Source organism: Mesorhizobium sp. B264B1B (assembly GCF_020165765.1).
GTDB lineage: Bacteria > Pseudomonadota > Alphaproteobacteria > Rhizobiales > Rhizobiaceae > Mesorhizobium.
In genome coordinates, this window is the sequence record NZ_JAIUIS010000010.1 from 217261 (window position 1) to 241090 (window position 23830).

Genomic DNA, 23830 nt, shown 5'->3' on the forward strand with positions numbered 1-23830 from the left:
CGGCGATGTCTGTGACTTGACGGTCGATGATCGATCGCACCGCCGTCGCCACGCAGGCCTGCGAAGAGTGCGCTCGCTGTCAGCATTCGCATTCAGGAAGGGGCCGTCTGCACTGGCCCGCTTTGGTAATTTAGAATGTGTCGACCAAGGGACGAACGAAGCGCTCGAAATCCTTGTCGAGCGGCCAGAGCGGGCGCGGCGCGTGGATATAGGGACGCCGTTCTGCCCGCGGCGTTGCCAGCGCGCCCGCATCGCAGACGATGACCTTGCCCGCTATCGGCTCGAATGCCGCCCGGAAATGCTGCATCGACTTCAGGACCAACACGCGGCGAGCCGTCGGTTCTATCCCGAAGGCCCGCAATTGCTGAAGGTCGACCATCTGCTGCGCTTCTGAAACGACCAGGACTTCGATCCCGTCGACATCGATTACGGCGGTGGGTCCGAAACTATGGGTGAGCCCGCCTTGAATCGGTCCGTCACCGACATAGCTGCCCTCCGAAAGCCTGGTCAGCACACCCGTCACTGTTAGCGGGCCACCGCCGAAATTGGGGTCGCCCCTGCCGCCAATCGTCACCGTCACAGTCTCGCCTTGCCGGTGACGGTGCAATTCATTTGCCGCTTGAGGATCGATCATCGGCGCGAGTACCGCACCCTTTACTCCCGCATCAAGCAGGCCCTTCAACAGCGCGGTCGAGTCGCCGTAGGAACCGGCGCCGGGATTGTCGGCGTAATCGGCGATAACAAGCGGTTTGTCGCCGCGCCAGGCATGCGCCTCGGCAGCAGCCTTATCGACCTCGATGAAAACATTGCGTTTCTTGGTCCGGCCCTGCCAGATCCTGTCCGCAAGTTCCTCTGTCACACGCATGGCGGCTGGCTTGGCGCCGGGATCACGGCTGTCATAGGTTGCGAGCACGGTGGGACCGACGCAGGACACGTCGGCGCCCGTGAAGGCTGCATTGACGGAAACCGCGAGCAAGCCCTCGGCCTCGGCCTCGCGGGCGCGGTCATAAAGGGCCAGCGTCTCGGGAATGTCGGTGCGGCCTGAATTCGCTTCGTCCAGCATCGGCACATGCGCCCTGACAGTCCGGGGCGCGATTTCACCTTTCATTGCGCGATCCAGGATACGGGCGGCATGCGCGCCGATTTCGCGCATGTCCACATGCGGATAGGTCTTGTAGGAAACAAGGATCTGCGCGTCCCGAACCATGTCTTCGGACACCATCGCATGAAGGTCGAGCGTTACCGCAACAGGAATGTCCGCTCCAAGTTCGGCCCGCAGAAGGCCCAGCAGATACCCTTCACCGTCATGGCAAAACTCCGGCACCATCGAGCCATGAAGTCCAAGAAGCACTCCATCGAGGCGGCCCTTGTTCGAACGCGCTGCCTCCAGGATAATACCGGCGATGTGGTCATAGGCGGCTTTCGTCACCCGCCCCCCGGGCACGGCATGTGCCGAAATCGCGTGGATCACGTTCCAGCCCGCCGGTTCCGCCACATCCATGAACCCAGCAAGTTCGGTGTTGGCGTTGCGGCGGGCGCGGATCGCTTCGTCGCCAAGGAGAAGCGTGTCCACCTGAAACTGCGGCAAGTCGGTGCGGAAGCGCGAGAACGTATTGCTCTCGTGCATGAATTCGCAGGTAAGGACGGTGAAGGTCATCGGCAATTCCTATTGCGCGAGGCGGACGCGATGACCGCGGCCGATCTCGACAAGCTCGCTTGGCTCGTGTTCTTCGTCGGGATCCGGACGGCGCGAAATGTCGGGCGAAAAGCGGGCGGCGTCTGGAACGAAGGCGGCATCCGGCAAGGTGCGTGCCCCGGTCAGGATCGCGTCGGGATCGGGAACCGAACCGATCAGGCGACGCGTGTAGGGATGCGTCGGGCGACTAAAAATCGAATGCCAGTCACCCTCTTCCACCACGCGGCCGAAATACATGACGGCAACCCTGTCGCTGACATGCTCGACCACGCTCAGATCGTGGGAGATCATGATGTAGCTCAAGCCCAGCGTTTCCTGCAGGTCCATCAGCAGGTTGATGATCTGCGCCTGGATGGACACGTCCAATGCCGACACCGGCTCGTCCAGCACCAGGATCTTCGGATCAAGCATCAACGCCCGCGCGATGCCGATCCGCTGGCGCTGCCCACCGGAGAATTCATGCGGATAACGGTCGGCGTGATCGGGCGTCAGGCCGACGCGGGTCAGCATCTCGGCGACGCGGTGGCTGGCCTCGCTTCCCTTGGCAATTCCATGCAGGGAAAGCTGCGAGGACAGCATGCGGCCGATGGTCTGGCGCGGATTCAGCGACGCATACGGGTCCTGAAACACCATCTGAGCGATGCGCGCGCGCTCCTTGCGGGCGGGAGCGCCAGGGCCTGTCAACGGCTTGCCCTGGAACAGGATTCTTCCCGAAGTCGGCTCCTGCAGACCCATCACGGTCAGCGCGGTGGTGGATTTTCCGCAGCCGGATTCACCGACGATGGACAGGCACTCTCCGTCGTTCAGGGTCAGATTCACGCCCTGAACGGCACGAAGCGTCCGCTTTGGCCCCAACAGCGAGCGACGCGGCAGCGGGAAATGGACGTTGAGGTCGCGGATTTCCAGAAGAGGCTGGTTCATGCGGTCGCCTCCAGACCAAGGCCGCGCGGCGTGGTCAGCGTCGGTGCGTCGCGTCCACGCTCCTCGCTGCCCACGACCTGGTCCAGTTCGGTCAGGCGGGCGCGTCCAACCAGCGTTCGCGACCCCAGGCGAGGGCGTGCCGCGAGCAGGCCTCGGGTATAGGGATGCAGCGGATTTTCGAACAGAGCCTTGGTGTCCTGCTCCTCGACGAGCCGCCCCCGGTCCATGACCCCGACGCGCCGGCACATATTGGCGATCACGCCCAAATCGTGACTGACCAGCAGCACGGCCGTTCCTTCAGCCGTGCAAAGCTCGGCAAGCAATTCCAGGACGCCTGCCTGGACCGTCACATCAAGTGCGGTGGTCGGCTCGTCCGCAATCAGCAGGTCGGGACGGCAGGCCAGTGCAATGGCGACCATGACGCGCTGGCGCATCCCTCCCGACAGTTGATGGGGGTAGGACAGGGCGCGTTCCTCGGGCGCCGGCACACGAACGCTTTCCAGTGCCTCGACGGCTTTCCTGCGCGCATCCGACCACCCGAAGCCCCTGTGAACGACGAACATTTCCGCGATCTGACGGCCAATCGCCATCAGCGGATTGAGCGCCGTCATGGGCTCTTGAAACACCATCGCCATACGGTCGCCGCGCAGACGGCGCCTGGCGCGGCTGCCAAGCTTCAACACGTCCTGGCTCCGGAAGAAGATCGAGCCGCCGGTCACCTCCAGCGGGCGTTTAAGCAACCCCATCACCGAAAGGCCGGTGATGCTTTTGCCCGAACCGGATTCGCCGACAAGTCCGTAAGTTTCCCCAGGCAGGATATCGAAAGACACGCCGTGAAGGATTTCGTTCCGCTTGCCGACGCCGATGCGCAAGTCGCGGATGGACAGAACAGGGTCGGGAAGAATGCCGCTCATGCCTGCCTTATCCTCATATGCGGATCCAGCATGTCGCGCAGCCCGTCACCGAGCAGATTGAAGCCAAGGACCGTGGCGAAGATTGCGAGGCCGGGGAACAGCGAGGCCCAGGGGGCGGTGCGGATCAGTTCGCGCGCGTCGGTCAGCATGTTCCCCCAGCTCGGCTGTGGTGGCCGGATGCCGACGCCGAGGAAAGACAGTGCAGCTTCCGCCAGAACCGCGCCGCCGATGCCAAGTGTCGCGATGACCAGCACCGGACCGACGATATTCGGCAGTATCTGCGTGCGCATGATGTTGGCGTCGCTGAAGCCGGCCGCCCTGGCGGCCTGCACGAAGCCCTGATTCTTGAGCGACAAGGTGGAGCTGCGGGCGATGCGGCAGGTCCAGGACCAGTTGGTCAGGCCCAATGCGATCAGGAGGCTTGGCAAGCCGGGTCCCAACACCGCCATGATGGCGAGCGCGAAGACCAGGGATGGGATCGCCAGCATGACGTTGGTCAGCCCGTTCACCAGGTCGTCCCACCAGCCTCCGAAATAACCGGCCGAAACCCCAAGCGCCATACCGATGCACGAGTTGATCAACTGCGAAACGAGGCCGACGGTCAGCGACACCCTGGCGCCGTAGAGGATACGGGAAAAGACGTCGCGACCCTGCCCGTCCGTGCCCAAAAGATGGTCCCAGCTCGGCGGCATTTCAGAATTCATCAGGTCGGCGTCGAATATCGGGTTGTACGGGGCAATCCAGCCGGCGCTGACGGCTGCGGCGACCACGAGCAACGCCAGCGCCAGGCCAAGGGCGAAATTGAAACGCAACCGCATGGATCAGGCCACCTTGATGCGCGGGTCGATCATGGCATAGGCGATATCGACCAGCATGTTGATGACAAGGAACCACAACACGATCACGATGACCGTACCCTGAACCACGGGAATGTCGCGTGCCGACACGCTGTCGACCAGAAGCGACCCGATCCCTGGCCAGGAAAACAGTTTCTCGATCACGATCGCCTGCCCCATGAGCGAACCGATCTGAAGGCCAAGCGTGGTCAGGATCAACACCAGCACGTTGCGGGTGACGTGACTGCGCACCAGACGCGGTTCGGTCAACCCTTTGGCTCGCGCCGTTCGCACGAAATCCGCGTTCATCACGTCCAGAACGCCAGCGCGGGTGGTTCGCGCCAGGAGCGCCATCGGCGATACGCCGAGCGCGATGGCAGGCAATATGATGTAGCGGATGCCGCCGGGCTGGTAGCCGAAGCTCGGCAGCAGACCGAGCTGCAGCGCAAAGACGTACATTAGCAGCAAGCCTAGCCAGAATTCGGGAACCGACAGGCCGGAAACCGCCAGCATCATCGTGCCGGTGTCCAACACGCTGCCGGGCTTCAGCGCGGCCAGAAATCCCAGAGGAATACCGACTGCCGCGGCAAAGCCCATCGCCGCCAGCGCCAGTTTGATCGAAGGCCAGAGCCGCGGCTCGATCACGTTCCACACCGGTTCGCGGGTGCGGTAGGAAATTCCAAGGTCGAAATGCGCCAGCCCCCACAGATAGTCCCACAGGCGGACCGGCAGAGGCTTGTCCAGCCCGAACTGCTCGTTCAGATGCGCCATCACATCGGCATTCGTGGCGTTGCGCCCCTCCGACATCAGGCTCGATATGAAGCTGCCGGGGACGACGCTGAATATCACGAAAATGATCAGCACGACCGCCAGCAGGGTCGGGATCATCTGCAGCGTGCGACGAAAGATGAAGCGCGACATCCGCGAATCCTGCCTTTCAACAACTGGGCGCCATGCGGCGGGCGAGGAGTGGGCGCCATGCGGTGGGCGGGGCCGTACAAACCGGTCCCGCCCGCCAGCCATGCCATCGCGCTACTTGCGTGATGCGGGTGCGCTGTCGTCGATCCAGATGTCCTCGTAATCCTGGATAGCCAGTTCCGCGCCGTTCGGCTTCAGCCCGTGAACCCATGGCTGGTAGGCCATGACGGCCTTGTTGTAGTTGAAGAACCAGACCGGAGCCTCGTCCTGCAGCAGGTTGTTGGCTTGCCTCAGAAGATCGTTCTGCTTGGCCGGATCGGTTTCGTTGCCTGCCTGCTCGATCAGCTTGTCGAAGTCGGAGTTGTTGAACTTGACGTAGTTGCAGGCGGTCTGCGACGTCTTCGAATAGAAGCAGTTCAGATATTTCAGCGGATCCGGGCCCGACGAGTTCGACCAGATAAAGGCATCAAAATTGTCGGACAGGATCTTGTCGGACAGGACCGAGCTTTCCACCGGGTCGGTCGTCACGGTGACGCCCACCTTGGCCAGCATCGGGATGATCGCCTCGACGATCGGCAGGCCCCAGCTTTCGTTCGAGGTCGCAGTGACCGAGAACTTCAGGCCGGTCTCGAACCCTGCCTCCTTCAGCAGTTCCTTGGCCTTTTCCGGATCATAGGCATAGGGCTTGGCGTCCTTGTCGAAGGCCGGCGATGAAATCGGCAGCCAGGAGACCGCGGGATAAGCCTTGTTCTTCAAGAGCTTCTCGACAATCAGGTCCTTGTTGATCGCATAATTGATCGCCTGCCGGACGCGCTTGTCCTTGAATGCCTCGACCTTCGGATTGAAGCCGATATTGCGGGTGTAGACTTCGGCCACCTCAAGGATGTGATCCTTCAGCGCCGGATCCTGGCTGTAGGCCTCGTACTGCACAGGGCCGAGAACGTTGGTATCGATCTCCGCGTTGCGGAAGGCGACGTCGCGAGCCGAAGCTTCGCCCATCAGCATGATGTCGAGCTTGTCGAGATGCGGCTTGCCCTTCTCATAATAGCCGTCGAACTTCTCCAGTTCGACCTTCGAGCCCGCGACGTAATTGGCGAGCTTGAACGGGCCAAGGCCGTTCGGCTTGGAGGCGAGCTGATCCTCCGGATAGTCCTTGGAGTAGATCGGCGCATAGTTAGACATCAGGTTCCAGCCCGGATCGGCCAGGTTGATGAAGGTGATTTCGATGGTCCTGTCGTCGATCTTCTTCAACCCGGAAATATGATCGGCCTTGCCTGCCTGAAATTCGGCGACGCCGGCGATCTGCAACATCTGCTCGGCGCCCGGCAGGGCCTTCTTGGGATCGGCCAGACGGTTGTAGGACCAGATCACGTCATCGGCGTCGAGCTTGTCGCCATTGTGAAAGGTCGCTTCCCGGAGCTTGTAGGTATAGGTCTTGCCATCCGCCGACTTCTCTACCGTTTCGGCGAGGTCGAGCTCAGGCTTGCCGCTTTCCGGGTTCCATTTGTAGAGGGAGCGGTTGATCGCTTTGGCCACGATCTCGTCTTGCGTATGCGGTGTCGCCGTGATGTCCAGCGATGTGATGGAGTTGCCATAGGGCGCGGTGAACACCAATTTCCCCCCATCCTTCGGTGTGGCGTCCTGCGCCAGCGCGGCGGTCGCCGTTCCAAGCGCAAGCGCCGCGATCAAGCCAAGTCTGTTCAACATCCCTCAATTCCTCCCTGTGGTTCGTTGTTGATTTCCTGTCAGAGACGGGCCCAGCCGGCATTCCGCCTCAACTTCCTTCATAGACGATGCGCCCATCCAGAATTGTCATCTCACAGCGCGTTTCACGCAGGATTGTCTCCGGTGTGGCCGTCAGGAGGTCGTTGGAGAACACGGCGATGTCCGCGAGCATTCCAGGCTCCAACCGGCCCTTCACCATTTCCGCGCCCTGGGAGTAGGCACCGTGTTCGGTATAGGCGCGCAACGCCTGTTCGGGCGTCAGTATTTCGGAAGCGTCCATTACCATGCCCTTGTGCGTCTTGCGCGTCAGCATGGCGTAGAGGTCCGGGAAGGGATTGGGCGAACAGACCGGCGAGTCGCTGCCGGTGGACGGCTTCATGCCGAGGCGATCCCAGGTTCCGATCGGATAGGAGCGCAACCCGCGCTCCGGCCCGAGAACCGAGACGTAGGCGTCGCCGAAATCATAGATGAAGGCCTGCTGCGGCGCAGGCAGGATGCCTGCCTTCAACATCCGCTGATTGATGGCACCATCGACATAACCGCAATGCTCGATCCGGTGCCGGTGCTTGTGATCCGGCCTGGCGGCGCGCACACGTTCATAAGCGCGCACGAGCTGGTCGATGGCGGCATCGCCAATGCCATGGCAGACCATGGTGTAGCCCATTGCGGTGTAGCGGTCGACCAGTTCGAACAATTGAGCGTCTGGCAGCATCCGGACACCGAAATTGTCAGGCTGGCCAATATATGGCTGGCGCATCCAGGCCGTGCGTCCGCCGGCCGAGCCGTCCGTGAATATCTTCACGCCGCCTATGCGGAACATGTCGCTGCCGACCCCGGTAACGAGACCCGCGGCATGGCAAGGCTCGACGATGGACGAACCGGGGTCGCCCAGAAGTGTTGCCCAGACCCGTACCGGGAGCCGGCCGCTGCGCTCGGCCTCATGATAAGCCTCGATCTCGGTCATACCGTCGATCTGGCCAGTGGCCGCGTCCATGCAGGACGTTATGCCGAACCGTAGGAGGTCACGGCCCCCCGCTTCGATAGCATCGAGTATCTCGGCGAAAGAGGGTGTCGGCTGGACGTCGTAGACGAGGTTCTGGGCGTTCTCAGCCAGCATTCCGGTCAGTTGCCCGGCCTCGCGCCCAATGACGCCACCATCCGGATCGGGCGTGTCGATATCGATTCCCGCCAGCGCCAGCGCCAGCGAATTCACGACAGTGACATGGCCGCAGGCGCGCGTGACCGAAACGGGATGATCCGGCAGGGCGGCGTCCAGCTCCTTCACGGTCGGCATCAGTGCGTCCGGATATCGGGTCTGGTCAAAACCGCGCGCGGTCACCCATGCGCCTTTGGGCGTTTCGGCGGCCCGTGCCCGCAGCGCAGCCATCAGCGCGCCGCGGGTCGGCGCGGCATCGGGCGTCGCATCGACCTTGCCACGCAGGAGCCCCGTCGAGATCAGATGCAGGTGCGCATCGTTCAAACCGGGCATTGCGAAGCGCCCGGCCAGATCCACGACCCTCGTGCCCTTTCCGATCAGGGGCTTGATATCGGCGTTGGAGCCACTGGCCACGACCTGGTTGCCCAAGACCGCAATCGCCTCCGCGATCGGATTTCCGTAACCGGTCCAAATCTTGCCGCCATGCAAAACGAGATCGGCTTGGTTCTGCGAATTCATGCTGCCTTTTCTTCTCCCCCGGCGTTCACGGACGTCGCCGACATAGATTTGACTTTGAGTGGCATTCCGTTTCGTGTGCGGTCAGATTCTTCTCCCGCGCTCGACGTCACGTTCCCCTGCCACCGGCTCCAGTTGCCAGCTTTTTCGTTTTGCAGACGTTGGGGCGTCGGCGATCACAAGGCCAATTCGGTTTTCGCAATCAAGCATGCAAAATTTGCATAACATTGCAATTATAATGAAATATGCTCCCATTGCGGCTGGATCAATGCTCGAACGCAGTGGAGGAGAGGCCGCGTGGAAATCAAATGGCTCGAAGATTTCGTGACGCTTGCAGAAACCTCGAGCTTTTCGCGGGCAGCCGAAATCCGCAATGTCACCCAGTCGGCCTTCAGTCGGCGCATCAAGCAGCTTGAGACGTGGCTCGGAGCACCGCTCATCAGTCGCGCCACCATGCCGGCCGAACTGACATCGGCCGGACGCAATTTTCTTCCGATGGCGCAAGACGCCATCAGGATGTTCTATTCGGTGCGCGAGTCTCTGCGCCCGCCTGCGGAACAGGGGCTTGTACGCTTTGCGGCCCTTCACACATTGACCATCACGTTCTTTCCGGTTTGGCTGCGGGAGGTGCAGCGGAACACTCGCACCTTCGGCACATCCTTCATGGCTGACAGGGGTGGCATCGAGGCGAACCTGGCTGCACTGACCGATGGCGAAACCGACTTCTTCCTGACCTATGCGCACCGTGAAGTGCCGTTTCACCTGGATCGCGACAAGTTTTCTCATCTGGCTATCGGATCGGATCGGCTCATCCCGGTCGCGGCGCCGGAACTGCGCTTCGACAAGTCGACCGTGCCCGCGGCGGGCATTCTGGACAGTCCGGAAACGGCAAAGCGAGCTTTGCCCTATCTGGGCTATGGTTACAGCTCTTTCTTTGGTGTCGCCCTCGGAAAACTGTTCTCGAAGCACTCGCCGTTCCGGCGTCAGACAGTGCATGAAAGCACAATAAGCGCCGGACTCAAGGAACTTGCGCTGACCGGCGCGGGCATCTGCTGGCTGCCAGAAAGCCTCGTCGAGAACGACATCTCCAATGGAGCCCTTGTCATCTGTTCGAATGACAGCACATGGACGCTCGATCTCGAGATACGATTGTATCGCAGCTCGGAGAAGACGCGAAGCACCATGGTAGAGGCTCTTTGGCAATCATCCAAGGCGCTGGCGCAAACGTTGAAGCCCGCCGCGCCAGCCGCGGGCACGGCGACCTTCAGCTCTTCATGAAGCGGAAGGCGCGCAGCACCTCGAAATAGTCGTTCGATGCAAAGGCGACGGCACGTGGCCCGTGCCGGCGCACTCCGGGATACCAGGAAGCGCGATAGGCATCGACGGGATTGCTGAATTCGATGATGATCTCGACCCTTTCCGGCATTGACGGCAAAGCTTGCCGCGCCCTGTCGCGCAACGCCCTTTCAACGCCCTCGCATATTGCGCCGCGCGCCGACGCAGGCGCCAGGGAGATGGTGGCCGCGCCGATGCCTTTGAGGGTTTCGACAGTGGCTATCCCCGGGACGAGGGCTCTGGCGTCGGCGCAAATGCCTTCGTCGCCGGAAAGAAATACCGAGCGCACGCCATAGCGCGCGGCGCACAACGCATTCAATGTGAATTCGGACGCTGTTTCGCCATTCAGGATCAGCCGCGATATTCGCAATGTCGATGTGTGTGCAAGCGGGTTGTCCTCGACGCCGGCCTTGGAATGGTAGCCGGTATAAAGCGCGGCATCGAAGCTTTCATCGATCCCGAACATCATTGCGTCCGGATGTCCCGACCAGCCCCTCACGATGCGCGCGAAAGGCGGCATGCGTTCGAGAATAAGGTTGCGCCCGCTGTCATGCGCATCCTTGATCATAATTTCGGTGGCGCCAGCGGCTCGCGCTCCTTCGCAGGCGGCCAGGACCTCCCCGGTCATCAGTTCGCGGAATTCCCTGTGGTCGGCATGCGTTCTTTCCGCCTCGTCCCAGGATTGAATGCCCGAGGTGCCTTCGATATCGGCCGAAATGAAAATCTTCATGCTCAAAGGGGCTCCTTCAGCCAGTCGGTCAACGCCGGAATCCTGCGTCTATTTCGTCCAGCCACGCCTTGCGCGGCGCACAGGGCGTTCAGAACGGCCTCGACCGTGGTTTCCACAACCGCTTCGAAAACGAGGTCGATGTATCTGTCATCGACACGCGAAATCGAAATGAACGGTGAAGGCGAGACGTGCGGCAGAGGATCGGCGGTCGTGAAGGCGATGGCGATATCGCCACTGCCGTGTCCCCAATACGAACCGAGGCGGGCAATGCCGGCGCCGGCCCGGCTGGCGGCACGGTTCAATTGCCGGTCGTCAAGAGGAATATCCGTGCCGAGAATGATGATGATCGACCCGCTTTCAGGCTCGCCGAGCCCTTTGGGATCGGCTCTGCGGCCATCCGGGAGGACAAGATCCCCTGCCCTGCCGAAGTTGGACAACACCAGAGCGCCAAGCGTGAAGGCGCGAGACCCGATCTCGACAGACCTGGACGCGCTGCCGATACCCGCCTTGAAGCCAAACGACGTCATTCCGGTGCCGGCGCCGATGCTGCCCTGTTCGACCGGACCGGCGCTCGCGGCATCCAGCGCCGCTTCGGCGTCATGCCGGGTGACCGCCATTGCCTGAATATCATTGATGCCGCCGTCGTTGCATTCGCAAACGACGGGGTTGACCGTGCTGGTCTTGCGCCCGATCTCCGGGTTGGCGGCAATGGCACGCTTGATCAGCGCCTCCGCACATGGTGCGACCGAGAACGTGTTGGTCAGAAGGATCGGCGTTTCGATCGTGCACAGTTCGGACAATTGCATGAGCCCGACGGACTTGCCGAAACCGTTGATGATATCGACCGCCGCCCTGACCTTGGATCTGAACAGGTCGCCGCCATGGGGCAAGACGGCGGTGACGCCTGTCGCAAGTCCGTCGGCGATGATCGTCTTATGGCCGACCAGGACACCCGGCACGTCCGTGATCGCATTGTTCGGGCCGGGCGGCAGCCGCCCCATGCAAAGGCCTAAACGCCGTGCCGCGCCCATTTTCACATCCCACTCATCAAGCAAGGGCCGCTCTTCCGGCCGCATGCCCGTTCATCTCTGCAAAAGCTGTCTGGACGTAAATTTCCTGCAGGCGGCGTGTCAATGGACCAGGTTGGCCGTTTCCGATCCTGTGGCCGGCAATACGGATGACGGGGGTGACCAGGCTGGAGGCGGAGGTCAGGAACGCTTCCGCCGCCGAAAACGCCTCCTCTGGCGAGAACGCACGCTCTTCAAACAAAATGCCCTGGTCTTCACATAGACGCGCCACTGCTCGCCGCGTGCAGCCGGGCAGGATGGCTTGAGAATTGGCGCGAGTAATGACACGGCCGTCGTGCGTAACGATGAAAGCCGTCGCCGATGCGCCCTCGGTCACCTGTCCACCCTCGACAAACCAGACATCATCGAAGCCTTTCTCGCTTGCAGCATGCTTTGCCAGAACCTGCCCCAGCAGCATGACAGTCTTTATGTCGCGCCGCGCCCAGCGCGGATCAGGCGCCAGGTCGACGGCGACGCCTTCGGCCTGAGCCTTGGTTCCTACGAGTTTGCGGGCGCTTGTGAAGGCGACCATGGTCGGCTCAAGATCATCGGGAAACAGGAAATTGCGCTTGGCTTCGCCGCGCGAAATCTGGAGATAGACCGTTCCTTCATCCAATCCGTTGAGCGAGATCAGTTCCAATTGAATGGCTTCTATCTCAGGCAGCGTCACGGGCATGGGAATACATATCTCGGCAAGCGACCGCTGGAGACGATTGAGATGGAAATCATTGTCTATCAGCCTGCCGCCCATCACGGCGGTCACCTCGTAGACCGCGTCTGCAAAGAGGAACCCCCGATCGAAGAGACCGATGCGCGCCTCGTCTTCGGGCATGTAACGCCGATTGCAATAGACTTGCGCCACTTTGGCCATCCTCGATCCCAGCATCAACTGACTGCTCGATAAATGCCAAGGCAGGTCGGCAAAGACCAATTCAAAAAATGCAATTCGGTATGCCGATACCGTCAAAGCGCAACGGGCACTCCCTGCGACGGCCGCATGATTCACGCCACGAGACGGCGCAGGTCGCTGAATGGTTTCCTTTAATCCCGCGGAGCCGGACGGGGGCTTGGACGACGCATCGTTGACCTCCCGATATTGACAGGTCGCGGCCATCGATTTAAGTTCGCGTTAGTGGCCACTAACGCGAACTACTGGACAGCGCTCGGAGATCCGACAAGGCGCACGATCTTCGAACTGCTGGTCGAACAGCCCTGTTCGGTCAGCGGACTTGCTCGTGCCCTGCCTGTAACCCGGCCGGCCGTCTCTCAGCACTTGAAGATACTCAAGGCTGCCGGGCTTGTGGCCGACACGCGCTCGGGCAAAGAACGCATATACCGTATCGATCAGGATGGGCTGGCAGGCCTGCGCGCGGAAATCGACCAGTTCTGGAGCAAGACCCTGGCGGGCTACAAATTAGCCGTCGAGTATCCAAAAAAGGACCAAGCATGAGTAAGGACCCTGCACTCGCGCCCGTAAGGCATTTCGTCGTTGTCGAGGCATCCATTGCGCGTGCCTTCAAGGTTTTCACCGAGGATTTCGGGAGATTCAAACCTCGAGAGCACAATCTTCTTGCCGTTCCGATCGCAGAAACGATCTTCGAACCCCGGGTCGGAGGGCACATTTACGACCGAGGTGTGGATGGCAGCGAGTGCCGCTGGGCTCGTGTGTTGGCCTACGATCCGCCCAGCCGGCTGGTTCTGAGCTGGGACATCAGCCCTCGGTGGCAGATCGAGACCGACCCGAACAAGACGAGCGAATGGGAGGTCCGGTTCACGGCCGAGACCGAGAACAGAACCCGAGTTGAGATCGAGCACCGGCATTTCGAGCGCCATGGGGAAGGCTGGGTAGGCGTGAGGGGTGCAGTTGATAGCGATCAGGGCTGGCCGCTCTACCTGCAACGGTTCCACGACTTGTTCAACCATCGGACAGCCTGACAACCGCGTTGCAGTTCATGGGGTATGACTCGCAAGCACCGTATCGCCCACTGAGATTCCAGGAGCAGAGACAATATGGAAGTCTATTGGTTAAGCATCCTCGGCGTGCTTACGCTTTGTTTGCTGTCGGTGGTGTTGGCAGTCTATTCCGGTTCGTCTAAGGGATTTGCAGGGGTGCTTTCAGGACCGGTAGTCCCGGCGGACGACCACAACCCGCTCTACAGGATCGACCGCGTCCACATGAACTCGGTTGAGGCGCTGGCGCCCTTTGTCGTGCCCGCGGTGCTGGCGATGATGGTTGGTGTTGGACCGACCACTTTGGCGACGCTTGTGGGGCTGCACCTGGCGATACGCCTGATTCATCTGGGAATCTACCTACGTGGCGGAAACGCCGCAAAGGGAGGCAGTGTCAGGACGGTTCTGTACGTTTCGGGAGCGCTGGTTACGCTTGCCCTTATTCTTGTGACTGGATGGGCAGCACTCCATTGACGCGTTATCGGCAGTTATCGGAGGCTACATCCGTTATAGTCCGCGTCCGGCATCCCCGTTCGGCAACAGCGCCACCGTCTCGGCCCAGGCAACTTTCGGGACCATTATGCGTTTTTTTCAAAAAGTGCCCTAGCCGCTCCAGCCAAGGCATTTTTTCGTTGCAGCCGATCGGCATTCTCCCACCCCCATCGGTCCCGCTGTTATGTGTTATTTTTGCTACATGTCGCTGCTCATGACTGGGAAAACCCATTTAGAGTCGCCTAAATTAATATTCGCTCACGTATTTTCTGAATATATCGGGTAATTCGGCAATGGTGGGCCTGGGGTTGGCCCGCTTAAGCGCCTTGAGGAAGGCGTTGGGGAAACGGGTGGGCTAAATGAATAGAACTGGCATGTCGGCCATAGGCAAGCGCCTTGGTCTTTTGATGGCGGCTACGATGCTGACTTGCGGGGGGGCGAACGCCCTCACGCTCAAGGAGGCCGTGGCGGTAGCGGTCGAATCCAATCCGGAGATCGGCCAGGCGATAGAAAATCGCGAAGCGATCGAGTTCGAATTGCGTCAGGCAAAGGGCCTCTATTTGCCCAGCGTCGACCTGCAGGCGTCGGCTGGCGCTCGCCGTCTCGACAATTCGTCACGGCGCGCACTCTCGATAGAGGACGACGCGCTTTATCCGGCAGAAACCGACCTGACCGTTTCGCAGACGCTCTATGACAGCGGCGCAAGGCGCGCAGAATTGAACCGCCAGGCCTCCCGCGTCGATGGCGCGTCGTTTCGAGTGCTGGAACGGTCGGAATTCATCGGCCTCTCTGTTGTCCAGGACTACCTCGAATACATGCTCCAGGCTTCGATTGTTGCCGAGGCAAAGAAAAACCTGGGCTTCCATCAAGCAATCCTCCACGACATCCAGGAAGGCATTGCCGGCGGCGGGTTGAACGAAGCCGACCGGCAACAGGCCGAGGAGCGGCTGTTCGCGGCCAAGGCCCGCATGCAGGAAGCGTCGGAGGAACTGGAGGCCGCGCGGATACGGTTTTTCAAGACTGTCGGCAAGCCGCTGACCAATGCAGCGAGGCCGGCCGACGTGTCCGGCACGCTGCCAAGGTCGCTGGACGATGCGCTGGGCCTTGCGCGCGAGAGCAACCCGCGCGTCCACATGGCCAACAGCGATATTGCCGCGGCGGCCTCGCTGGTGGACGCGGCGCGCGCGAAATACGGCCCTTCGATCATTGCCGAAGGCTCTGCCCGGGCGGGCTACGACATTGACGGCGACAATGGAGACGCATCCGATCTGCAGGCACGTCTGGTGTTGCGCTGGAATCTCTATCGGGGCGGCATCGACAAGGCCAATGAGCAGGAGCAGATCCGCCGCACCAGCGAGCAGCGGCTCGCGATGCACCAGGTTCTGCGAGAGATCGAGGAAGCCGTTCGCACGTCATGGGATCGTCGCTTCCGGCAGGCCGATCTGGCCAAGACCCTGAAGCTACAAGCAGCCTCCAACGAAAAGCTGGTCGCGTCCTATCGCGAACAGTTCAAGGTCGGTCAGCGCTCGTTGCTCGACGTGCTCGATGCGCAGAACACGCGATTCAACACCGCGACACTGGCCGACACCGCGTCCTACGCATCCCTTTTCGCGCAATATCGGCTTCTGGCGGCGACCGGGCAGTTGCTGAAAACGATGGACGTCCACCCGCCAAAACAGGCTACGGCATACGCGCGGACCGAGTTCGCCGCGCCGGAAACGGCCGACACCGAAACCTATGCGCGCACGCCCTCGGAACAGAAAAACGACGTGCCGTTCGATATTCTGGCACCGGTCAGGAAAAAATAGGCGGGCCTAAGGATCGATCGAGAGTCCCCGCGGGCGGATCGTGAACCAGCAACCCAACATCCTGTCACCGAAAGAGGCTTTCAAGGCCTGCTTTTCGGCCGTCGCCGCATATCTCGGCCGCCCCAGCGCCGAAACCGTGCTCTTTGCCGGCGTGCCGCTGGCGGAAACGCGCATCGACATCGACGCGATCCGGCATCTTGCCGAGCGCGTCGGCCTTGAAATAACCGAGTTCAGCCATCGCGACTTTGTTCGGGGGCGCATCGACCTCCCCGCGATCGTCTTTCGCGTCAGCCAGCTGCCGGTCGCGCTGCTGGCCGATGGTGAAGCCGGCGAATATTTCACCGCTCCCCAGGAGGACGGGCGCACCACGATCAGCCGGTCGGAACTGGCCAACAGCTATATCAGCGGCGGTGCGTCCTTCTCGATCACCTACGCCAACGCGACGGAGGCCATGAGCGTCGGCTCGGCGCCGAAAATCGAGCGGCGACATTGGCTGACGGGAACGATGGGGCCGTTCTGGCGCACCTATTCGAAGGTTGTCCTGTCGGCGGTGTTCATCAATCTGCTCGCCATCGCCTCGCCGATCTTCACCATGAACGTGTACGACAGGATCCTGCCGAACAAAGCGATATCGACGCTCTGGGTGCTGGCCATCGGCATCGGCGCGGTCATCCTGTTCGATCTGCTGCTAAAGACCTCCCGGGCATCGCTCATCGACTATGCCGGGCGCAAGGCGGATCTGCGCATTTCATACATGCTGTTCGAGAAGGTGCTGAACTCGTCTCTGGCGGCACGGCCGGGCTCGACGGGCGAATACGCAAATCGCGTGACCCAATATGAATTCGTGCGCGAATTCTTCACGTCCAACACCATCAGCGTGTTCATCGACACGGCTTTCGTGTTTGTTTTTCTCCTCGTCATCTATGCGATAGGCGGCTGGCTGGTCATGATACCCGCGCTGGCCTTCGTCGCGTCGGTGATCGTCGGACTGGTCACGCAGCGGCGCATCGGCAAGCGTGTGGCGGCCTCCATGAACGAGGCCTCGCAGCGCCAGGCGCTGCTGGTCGAATCCATTTCCACGCTGGAGACGATCAAGTCGCTGCGCGCCGAAGCCTACCTGTTGCGAAAATGGGGAGAGCATTCCAAAAACGCCTCCAACACCTCCGAGAAGATCAAGCAGCTTTCGGCCGCCGCCGGCAATATAACGCAGGCCATCCAGCAGCTGGTCACCGTCGCGCTGGTGGTGGCCGGCGCCTACGCCTTCTCCGAAGGACATGTCTCCACCGGAGCCATCATCGGCACCGTCATGCTGGCCAGCCGGGCTGTGGCCCCGCTCGGGCAGATCGCCATCACCTTGTCCAGATTGCGCCAGGCCATGCTCTCTTTGCGGATGGTGAATTCGATCATGGCTCAGCCGGAGGATCGTCCGGACACTGTGGGCTTCGTCAACCGGCCCATCCGCAACGGCGCCATGGTGTTCCGGAACGTCGGCTTTACCTATCCCGGCTCCGAGAACGAAGTCCTGACCGGCCTGAATTTCTCCGTGAAGCCGGGGGAGCGGATCGGCATCATCGGCCGCATAGGATCGGGAAAGACGACGATGGGGCGGCTGATCGGCAGGCTTTTCTTGCCGAGTTCCGGCGAACTGCTGCTGGACGGCATCGACATCCGTCAATACCACCCCTCCGAGGTTCGCGCCGCCGTCGGCATCGTCGCGCAGGCGAACGATCTGTTTTCAGGCACCATCAAGGAAAATCTTTTGATGGCCTGTCCGGAGGCGACCGATGAGCAGATCGTCGAAGCGGCCAAGGCCGCCGGCGTCGACGATTTCGTCTCCCGCCACCCGCGTGGCTATGACATGAATGTCGGCGAGCGCGGCACCAATCTCTCGGGCGGCCAGAGACAGACGATGGCGATCGCCCGGCTGTTGCTGACGAAACCGAAAGTCGTCTTCCTGGACGAGCCGTCCGGCTCGATGGATCTGGCTTCCGAGCGTCAACTGATCAAGCAGCTCAAAGTGGCTTTCGATCGAAACACCACGCTGATCGTCTCGACGCACCGCTTCAGCATGCTCGAACTTGCCGACCGGCTTATCGTCATCGAGCAAGGCAGGATCGTTGCCGATGGACCAAAGGACCAAGTGATACAGGCGCTGCAGAAAAAAAGCACCTGAAGAACGAAAACTATCAAAGTATTCAATGCGTTGGGGCCGTGGGAAATGCTTGCAAGAGAAGACCGGCCGCCGCTCTTTGCGTCGGCGTCCATATTTATCATAGGTGCACTCTTCGTGTCTTCCGTCGCTTGGGCGTCCTTTGCCGAGGTGGATGAAATCGCACGCGGCGACGGCAAGGTCATACCTGCTTCCAAAACGCAGATCATCCAGGCCAGCGAGCCGGGCGTCGTCCAGGAAATTGCCGTCAAGATCGGGCAGGTCGTGAAGAAGAACGACCTCATCATCCGCCTCGACAATACGTTCAACACCTCCAGCCTTGGCGAGCAACAGGCCAAGGCACGGGCATTACAGACCCGCATTGCACGGCTGAAGTTCGAGCAGAGCGGCGATCTGCAAGGCGAATTTCCATGTCCAGCCGAAATCCAGAAAGTCGCCCCGGAAATCTGCGACAACGAGCAGAAGCTGCTCGTGGCCCGCCGCGACAACTTCGAAGTCAAGCTGTCGGTTCTCAAGTCGCGCCTCGATCAGCGCGAGAAGGAATTGGACGAGGCGACCGCCAATTCCGATCGCCTCACGAAGAATCTGGTCGTCAGCGACCAGGAGGCAAAGCTGGTCGAAGCCATGGTCAAGAAAGGCCTGATGGCGCGAACCGAGCAACTCCGGGTCGAACGCGAGCAGACCGAGCTCAATGGGCAGCTGACGCTTGCTGGAGAAACCACCAAGAAAGCCAAATCGGCTATCACCGAGGCCCAGCTTCAGGTCGACGAGCTCGGCCTGCAGCTGCAACAGGAGGCGCTGAGCGACCTCACGCAGGCGCTGGCTGACCTCTCGGTGGTCGATGAAACCATTCGCGGCGCGACCGACAAGGTGGCCCGCACCGACATCCGTTCTCCAGTCGACGGTATCGTCAACACGCTTGACATCAATACGGTTGGCGCCTTCGTGCAGCCCGGCGCGGTGGTCGCCGGCATCGTTCCGACTTCGGAGACCTTGCTGGTCGAAGCGCGGGTTTCGCCCCGCGACGTTGCCTTCATCCGGCCGGACCAGGAGGCGCTGATCAAGGTCACCGCCTATGATTTCTCGATCTTCGGCGGCATCGAAGGCAAGGTCTCGAACATCACCGCCGACAGTCTCGTCGACCAGAAGACAGGCGAGCCCTATTATCAGGTGCGCGTCGCGACCGACAGGTCGACGCTGACGCGGGATGGCAAGACCTATTCCATCATCCCGGGCATGATCTGCTCCGTCGACATCAAGACCGGCCGCAAGACGATCCTGACCTACCTGCTGAAACCCATCAACAAGGCACGAGAGGAGGCGATGAGTGAACGATAGCGCCACGCCTCCCGCTGTTCTCGAGCGGTTGCTCGTGCCGATGGCCACGGAAGACCTCGGCATGGAGTTCCGGGTTGTCGCGCGCCGCGGCATCCGCCGCGGCATCCGCCTGGAGCGGACGTTCTGGACGTCGCTCAGGCAGATGGCGGAAAGCCGCAAATGCACGATCGGCATGCTTGTCGATGAGATCGCCGAGAGCCAGCCTCCGGCCGGCAATCTGACGTCGGCGATCAGGGTTGCCTGCATTCGTGACTTGACGGAAGAAAACCTGACGTTGAAGAGGCTTGCATCGATCAGGACGATCACCGCGATACTGGTCGCCTGCCCCTCGCCCGCCTTCGCCCTTTCATCGTCGAAAAAGATCCTGACCTTCAACGCTCCGTTCCAACAATTGGTAAAGCGCCAATTGCCGACGGCGCCGAGCGATGACGGGCGTCAGGATCTCAGGCTGGCGCTCGATCTCAACGTGGCGGACATCTTCGCGCGGCTGGATGCCAATGGCGAGATTCCGGTCGCCAGCGGGTTCGTCATCGGCGCCGGCGAACGCCGATATCGCGGCCAATTGAATGCCGTGCGAGCACCGCTGGTCGGGCAGGACCTGCTGATGGCATTCGTCAGCGGCTAGCAGCAGTTCCAGGAAAAGTGCGAAACGCTTCCCGGGAAAAGCGTGTAGCGCTTTCCCTTGGGAATTGCGCAAAACAAAGAGATAGAGCGGTTCGGCGTTTTCCATAAAAGCCGGCGAACCGCGGTTGCTCACCGACGGGCAAGCGCTCCAGAAGCCGTGTCGGGCTGCAATCCCTCGCCGGGCGCGACGCCTGCAAAACCGCCCTTGATCTCCGCGACCTGCGCGCTGCCCGATCTCGAACCATGGATCCAGGCTCGGTCCGTGCTGAAGGAATAAAGCGGCACATAATCGGGGAGATCGCTGTCGCGCAGCACGGTGTTGTTGAGGCTGTCGAGAATGAACACGCCACTTGCCGTGCTTACCGACAGGACCGCATGGAAGAATCCCCGCCTGCGATCCTGGAGAACAACCAACGCCATGCTTTGCGCGGGGATGCCGGCCCTCAGCAGCGCCGTCATCTTCAGTATGACGAAATCCTCGCAGTCGCCGGCGCGCTTATCGAGCACCTCGGTGGGCTTTGCCCAGTAATCGAGCTTGCCATAGATGACGCTGTCCTTCCTGTAGGCGATCAGGTGATTGATGCCGCTGTTGACGAATGACAGTTTCTCGCTGAACCCTTTGCCCTGTGCCGACGAGATCAGCCTGGCAAAAGCCGCGCTCTTCTGCTCGCAGGCACTGCCCGCCGAGCAGCCGACAATTGCTTGGTAGACCGGTGCCCACCGCGCGGCGACGGGAAAGTTATGCATGGACAACGCGACCGAGCCGAACACGCCGGGGATAATCGTTGCCGTCTTGATGGGATCAATTCCGGCATTCGCAGGCGCCGGCGCAACGCCCGCTTGGGCATCGTCGATCGTGTAACTCATGGAAACCAGGTCGGGCTGGTATCCTACCGCCGATCGCCAAGGCTGGAATCTTTCCAGGGAAACGCCGCCCAGGCTGGGCGGCATCCGCACGTCTTCAACAAGCCCGCCGACCGAAGCGGTGTCCTCTAAATGGACGCTCGCGAGCGATGGCTGCGGCAGGCCTGCGAGGCTGATCGTCAGCAAGAGTAGCTTGAGGCCGGCTGTTCCCGGCGCGGTTTTTTCTTTTTTCATAACGCCCACCTTTTGACTGTGGACGGTACCGATCTTGTCTCAAATTATTGGCAATGAAGGTAGATAATGGCGACGAAACTTGTTTCCCCTATTTTTCGTAAAATTTTATTTGAATTTATACTTCTATTTACCATGCAACCGGGGGCGAGGCCTCATCCGCACTGGCACCTATCGACTTATATAACAGAATATATGCTCCCAGTTTACCACGCGTAAAAAATGCCATTGTAGGCATATAATGGTATATAAAGTAGATTGACGGACGGTTGCAAAGTAATGGTTGCCACTGTCTCTTTCGGGGAAATGCCGGAGGGGTACAAGCAATGACCATCAATAACGAATTGGACGCCGTTTCGGGTTCGTGGGACGAGCATTCCATGGCCAGTGAACGTCACGACCAGACCTCGCCGGCAGAGTTCCAGGTCGCACAGGCGGCTTCGACGCAACAGGCCGCGCCGGCAGCGGCCGAACCAGTGCCGGTCGATGTGGGCAGTGGCGCGCCGGCGGAAGCACCCGCGGAGGCGAAGGCCCAGGCGGCAGCCGCGCCGCACGAATACGTCGCCGACGCCGGCAACGTCGTGAAGCTTCCGGCGAACGTCTCGATCGACAACATCAAGGTTGACGGCCACAATCTCGTGCTCGAACAGGCCGACGGCTCGGTCATCGTGATCAAGGACGGCGCGCTCAACGTGCCGACCTTCGTCCTTGGCGATGTCGAGGTGCCGCGCGTCGCCTTGATCGCCGCGCTCGAGGCGAGCCATGTGGATGTCGCCTTCGGCGCCGATGGTTCGATGTCGGCTGGCCCTGGAGGTTCGACCTCGAGCGCCGGTGGAAATTTTGAAATTCCTCCTGGCGGCATCGGCGATGGATTTGATCTTTCGGCGCTCTTGCCGCCGACCGATCTGCAGTTCGGGCAGGCCGAGAGGCGGGAACTGTTCCTTCCCAATGCGAACCCGGAATTTGGCGATCTCACCGTCCGCGTGTCGGAAGAAGGGCTTTCCGGCGCAAACCCGGACGGCGATCCCGGCTCACCCTTCGACGAATCGAATCTTTCGGTGATCAACGGCAGCTTCGGCGCTACGGATCCCAATGGCGATCCGCTGACCTACGGCCTCGGAGTGCCTGCCACGACGCTTACCTCGCACGGCACCGACGTCGTGTGGGAACTGGTCGATTCGACGCATCTCGTCGGCAGGGTCGGATCGGACGTCGTGATCAGCGTCACCATCACGGATGCGAGCACGGGAACCTTCCAGATCGCCCTGCTCGGTCCCCTCGACCACCCGCTGGCCGGTTTCGAGGATGACCTCTCCATCGTCGTCCCGGTTACCGTGCAGGATCCGTTCGGCGGCTCGGCAACGGCCAACATGACCGTGATCGTCGAGGACGACAGCCCTGCCCTGACGGTGGGCAACACAGCAGCCAGTTCCGCGGTGCTCGATGAAACCAATGCCGGTTCGCCGGCCGGCTTTCCGATCGATGTGACGAGCGCCAACCCGATTATTTCCGTTGCATCCAATTTCGGTGCCGACGGGGCCGCCGCCGGCGGCGGCATCGCCTATACGCTGGGCCTGACCGGCAATGTCGCATCGCTCGATTCGGGCCTGAAGACGGCCATTGGCGATTTTGCGATCACGCTGCAGCAGACCAATGCGACGACGGTCACCGGCATTTATCAGAACGGCGGCACCCACACCGCCTTTACCATCGTCATCAACGGCAATGGCACGCTTACGGTCACCCAATACGCTCCGCTGGAGCACACTGTCGATGGATCGAGCGCTGCTGCCCATGACGACGTGCTGACCCTCTCGGGCAAGATCACAGCCTCGGTGACCGTCACCGACTTCGATGGCGACAGCGCATTCGGCGGTGCCCAGATCGGCGGCGCGATCCAGTTCCACGACGATGGACCTTTGGTGACAGTCGTCGCCGACGCCGGCGCCGTGGTCTCACTCGACGAAACGCAGGCCTTGAGCATGGCGGCTGCGATCAACACAGGAACCATCGTCAAGGGCGATGATCCCGATATCGGCGGTACCGGGGCGATCACCTCCGGCACCAGCAACGGCGCCCTGGTCAATGTGACGGCGCTGTTCGGCGGCGACGGCCCGGCGGCAAGCACCGCCACCGTCTATCAGCTGAGCGTCACGAACGCCGTTTCCGGCCTGACCGTCACCGACGGCTCAACGATCACCTTGCAGACGCTTGCGAACGGAGTGGTTGTCGGAGTCGTGCAGGGCGGCGCGTTCAAGGGCGAGGCCGCGTTCGCGCTGTCGATCGATCCGGCCACCGGCAAGGTGACCGTCGAGCAATATCTGTCGCTCCACCATTCCGACACCGGTAATCCCGACGACACGGTTGCACTCACCGCCGGCTCGCTGGCCGTGAAGGTCACGATCACGGATAGCGATGGCGACTCCGCCAGCGCCAGCGCCGACGTCTCGGGCCAGATCAGTTTCGACGATGACGGGCCGAAGGTGACGGCTGTCGCCGCCACCGGCGTTACGGTAGCGCTTGACGAGACGGCGACCAC

General features: G+C 61.2%; 21 protein-coding genes. 10 read left to right on the top strand and 11 right to left on the bottom strand.

All coding sequences use genetic code 11. The features are described from left to right. Positions 1-130: 130 nt before the first annotated feature. The 7 genes from LB547_RS21430 to LB547_RS21460 form a co-directional block, all read right to left on the bottom strand. Entirely contained in the window at positions 131-1657 is a 1527-nt protein-coding gene (locus LB547_RS21430; RefSeq protein WP_140763683.1) for a M81 family metallopeptidase, read from the bottom strand. Between the two features lie 9 nt (positions 1658-1666). Then, complete coding sequence (locus LB547_RS21435; RefSeq protein WP_140515184.1) at positions 1667-2617, bottom strand: ABC transporter ATP-binding protein; 951 nt, start codon at positions 2615-2617, stop codon at positions 1667-1669. After that, positions 2614-3522, bottom strand: coding sequence for an ABC transporter ATP-binding protein (locus LB547_RS21440; protein ID WP_411908915.1), 909 nt, complete (start codon positions 3520-3522; stop codon positions 2614-2616). The genes LB547_RS21435 and LB547_RS21440 overlap by 4 nt, the downstream gene beginning before the upstream one ends. Before the next feature lie 5 nt (positions 3523-3527). Then, a complete protein-coding gene (locus LB547_RS21445; RefSeq protein ID WP_140497347.1) occupies positions 3528-4349 on the bottom strand; it encodes an ABC transporter permease in 822 nt (273 codons plus the stop codon). A 3-nt stretch (positions 4350-4352) separates the two neighbouring features. Beyond that, the gene (locus LB547_RS21450; RefSeq protein WP_140497345.1) at positions 4353-5288 is read right to left on the bottom strand and encodes an ABC transporter permease; all 936 of its coding nucleotides are present in this window, start codon (positions 5286-5288) and stop codon (positions 4353-4355) included. A gap of 111 nt (positions 5289-5399) precedes the next feature. Beyond that, positions 5400-6992, bottom strand: coding sequence for an ABC transporter substrate-binding protein (locus LB547_RS21455; protein WP_140555695.1), 1593 nt, complete (start codon positions 6990-6992; stop codon positions 5400-5402). Positions 6993-7059: 67 nt separating this feature from the next. Next, entirely contained in the window at positions 7060-8499 is a 1440-nt protein-coding gene (locus LB547_RS21460; protein WP_246675864.1) for an amidohydrolase, read from the bottom strand. On the opposite strand from LB547_RS21460, the gene LB547_RS21465 reads away from it, so the two are divergent. Further along, entirely contained in the window at positions 8470-8907 is a 438-nt protein-coding gene (locus LB547_RS21465; protein WP_224519091.1) for a hypothetical protein, read from the top strand. The two genes, LB547_RS21460 and LB547_RS21465, sit on opposite strands and share 30 nt — an antisense overlap. 72 nt (positions 8908-8979) lie before the next feature. After that, complete coding sequence (locus LB547_RS21470; protein ID WP_140497338.1) at positions 8980-9960, top strand: LysR family transcriptional regulator; 981 nt, start codon at positions 8980-8982, stop codon at positions 9958-9960. Here the strand turns inward: LB547_RS21470 and LB547_RS21475 are convergent. From LB547_RS21475 to LB547_RS21485, 3 genes are read right to left on the bottom strand one after another with little or no spacing between them, the layout of a single operon-like run. Continuing rightward, positions 9947-10747 (bottom strand): M55 family metallopeptidase, encoded by an 801-nt coding sequence (locus tag LB547_RS21475; protein ID WP_140497336.1) that lies wholly within the window; start codon positions 10745-10747, stop codon positions 9947-9949. The genes LB547_RS21470 and LB547_RS21475 overlap by 14 nt on opposite strands. Before the next feature lie 2 nt (positions 10748-10749). Then, positions 10750-11778, bottom strand: a complete 1029-nt coding sequence (locus tag LB547_RS21480) for a P1 family peptidase (protein WP_140763686.1) — start codon at positions 11776-11778, stop codon at positions 10750-10752. A gap of 16 nt (positions 11779-11794) precedes the next feature. Continuing rightward, positions 11795-12685: a D-amino-acid transaminase gene (locus LB547_RS21485; RefSeq protein WP_140498074.1), complete on the bottom strand. Its 891-nt coding sequence runs from the start codon at positions 12683-12685 to the stop codon at positions 11795-11797. Positions 12686-12946: 261 nt separating this feature from the next. Here LB547_RS21485 and LB547_RS21490 point away from each other — a divergent pair, with 261 nt between their 5' ends. From LB547_RS21490 to LB547_RS21520, 7 genes are all read left to right on the top strand, one after another. Then, positions 12947-13264, top strand: a complete 318-nt coding sequence (locus LB547_RS21490; protein ID WP_210239498.1) for an ArsR/SmtB family transcription factor — start codon at positions 12947-12949, stop codon at positions 13262-13264. Further along, on the top strand, positions 13261-13749 hold the full coding sequence (locus tag LB547_RS21495; protein WP_140515178.1) for an SRPBCC family protein: 489 nt from the start codon (positions 13261-13263) through the stop codon (positions 13747-13749). Before LB547_RS21490 ends, LB547_RS21495 begins: the two co-directional genes overlap by 4 nt. 75 nt (positions 13750-13824) lie before the next feature. Next, positions 13825-14238, top strand: coding sequence for an MAPEG family protein (locus LB547_RS21500; protein ID WP_140515177.1), 414 nt, complete (start codon positions 13825-13827; stop codon positions 14236-14238). 377 nt (positions 14239-14615) lie between these two features. After that, entirely contained in the window at positions 14616-16064 is a 1449-nt protein-coding gene (locus LB547_RS21505) for a TolC family protein (protein ID WP_140663378.1), read from the top strand. 40 nt (positions 16065-16104) lie between these two features. Beyond that, positions 16105-18237 (top strand): type I secretion system permease/ATPase, encoded by a 2133-nt coding sequence (locus LB547_RS21510; RefSeq protein ID WP_140564444.1) that lies wholly within the window; start codon positions 16105-16107, stop codon positions 18235-18237. Positions 18238-18282: 45 nt separating this feature from the next. Beyond that, the gene (locus tag LB547_RS21515) at positions 18283-19572 is read left to right on the top strand and encodes an HlyD family type I secretion periplasmic adaptor subunit (RefSeq protein WP_140497322.1); all 1290 of its coding nucleotides are present in this window, start codon (positions 18283-18285) and stop codon (positions 19570-19572) included. After that, positions 19562-20197, top strand: coding sequence for a ribbon-helix-helix domain-containing protein (locus LB547_RS21520; protein ID WP_140515174.1), 636 nt, complete (start codon positions 19562-19564; stop codon positions 20195-20197). Before LB547_RS21515 ends, LB547_RS21520 begins: the two co-directional genes overlap by 11 nt. A gap of 128 nt (positions 20198-20325) precedes the next feature. On the opposite strand, the gene LB547_RS21525 is transcribed toward LB547_RS21520, so the two are convergent. Next, a complete protein-coding gene (locus LB547_RS21525; RefSeq protein WP_140555703.1) occupies positions 20326-21294 on the bottom strand; it encodes a transglutaminase-like cysteine peptidase in 969 nt (322 codons plus the stop codon). Between the two features lie 323 nt (positions 21295-21617). Here LB547_RS21525 and LB547_RS21530 point away from each other — a divergent pair. Beyond that, the coding region (locus LB547_RS21530) for a DUF5801 repeats-in-toxin domain-containing protein (protein WP_210241354.1) at positions 21618-23830 on the top strand (2213 nt) is incomplete at its 3' end.

Coding starts and splice junctions, on each gene's coding strand:
- LB547_RS21430 (WP_140763683.1), bottom strand. CDS start 1,657: ATGACCTTCACCGTCCTTACCTGCGAATTCATGCACGAGAGCAATACG.
- LB547_RS21435 (WP_140515184.1), bottom strand. CDS start 2,617: ATGAACCAGCCTCTTCTGGAAATCCGCGACCTCAACGTCCATTTCCCG.
- LB547_RS21445 (WP_140497347.1), bottom strand. CDS start 4,349: ATGCGGTTGCGTTTCAATTTCGCCCTTGGCCTGGCGCTGGCGTTGCTC.
- LB547_RS21450 (WP_140497345.1), bottom strand. CDS start 5,288: ATGTCGCGCTTCATCTTTCGTCGCACGCTGCAGATGATCCCGACCCTG.
- LB547_RS21455 (WP_140555695.1), bottom strand. CDS start 6,992: ATGTTGAACAGACTTGGCTTGATCGCGGCGCTTGCGCTTGGAACGGCG.
- LB547_RS21465 (WP_224519091.1), top strand. CDS start 8,470: ATGCAGGTGCGCATCGTTCAAACCGGGCATTGCGAAGCGCCCGGCCAG.
- LB547_RS21460 (WP_246675864.1), bottom strand. CDS start 8,499: ATGCCCGGTTTGAACGATGCGCACCTGCATCTGATCTCGACGGGGCTC.
- LB547_RS21475 (WP_140497336.1), bottom strand. CDS start 10,747: ATGAAGATTTTCATTTCGGCCGATATCGAAGGCACCTCGGGCATTCAA.
- LB547_RS21480 (WP_140763686.1), bottom strand. CDS start 11,778: ATGGGCGCGGCACGGCGTTTAGGCCTTTGCATGGGGCGGCTGCCGCCC.
- LB547_RS21485 (WP_140498074.1), bottom strand. CDS start 12,685: ATGGCCAAAGTGGCGCAAGTCTATTGCAATCGGCGTTACATGCCCGAA.
- LB547_RS21495 (WP_140515178.1), top strand. CDS start 13,261: ATGAGTAAGGACCCTGCACTCGCGCCCGTAAGGCATTTCGTCGTTGTC.
- LB547_RS21500 (WP_140515177.1), top strand. CDS start 13,825: ATGGAAGTCTATTGGTTAAGCATCCTCGGCGTGCTTACGCTTTGTTTG.
- LB547_RS21505 (WP_140663378.1), top strand. CDS start 14,616: ATGAATAGAACTGGCATGTCGGCCATAGGCAAGCGCCTTGGTCTTTTG.
- LB547_RS21515 (WP_140497322.1), top strand. CDS start 18,283: ATGCTTGCAAGAGAAGACCGGCCGCCGCTCTTTGCGTCGGCGTCCATA.
- LB547_RS21525 (WP_140555703.1), bottom strand. CDS start 21,294: ATGAAAAAAGAAAAAACCGCGCCGGGAACAGCCGGCCTCAAGCTACTC.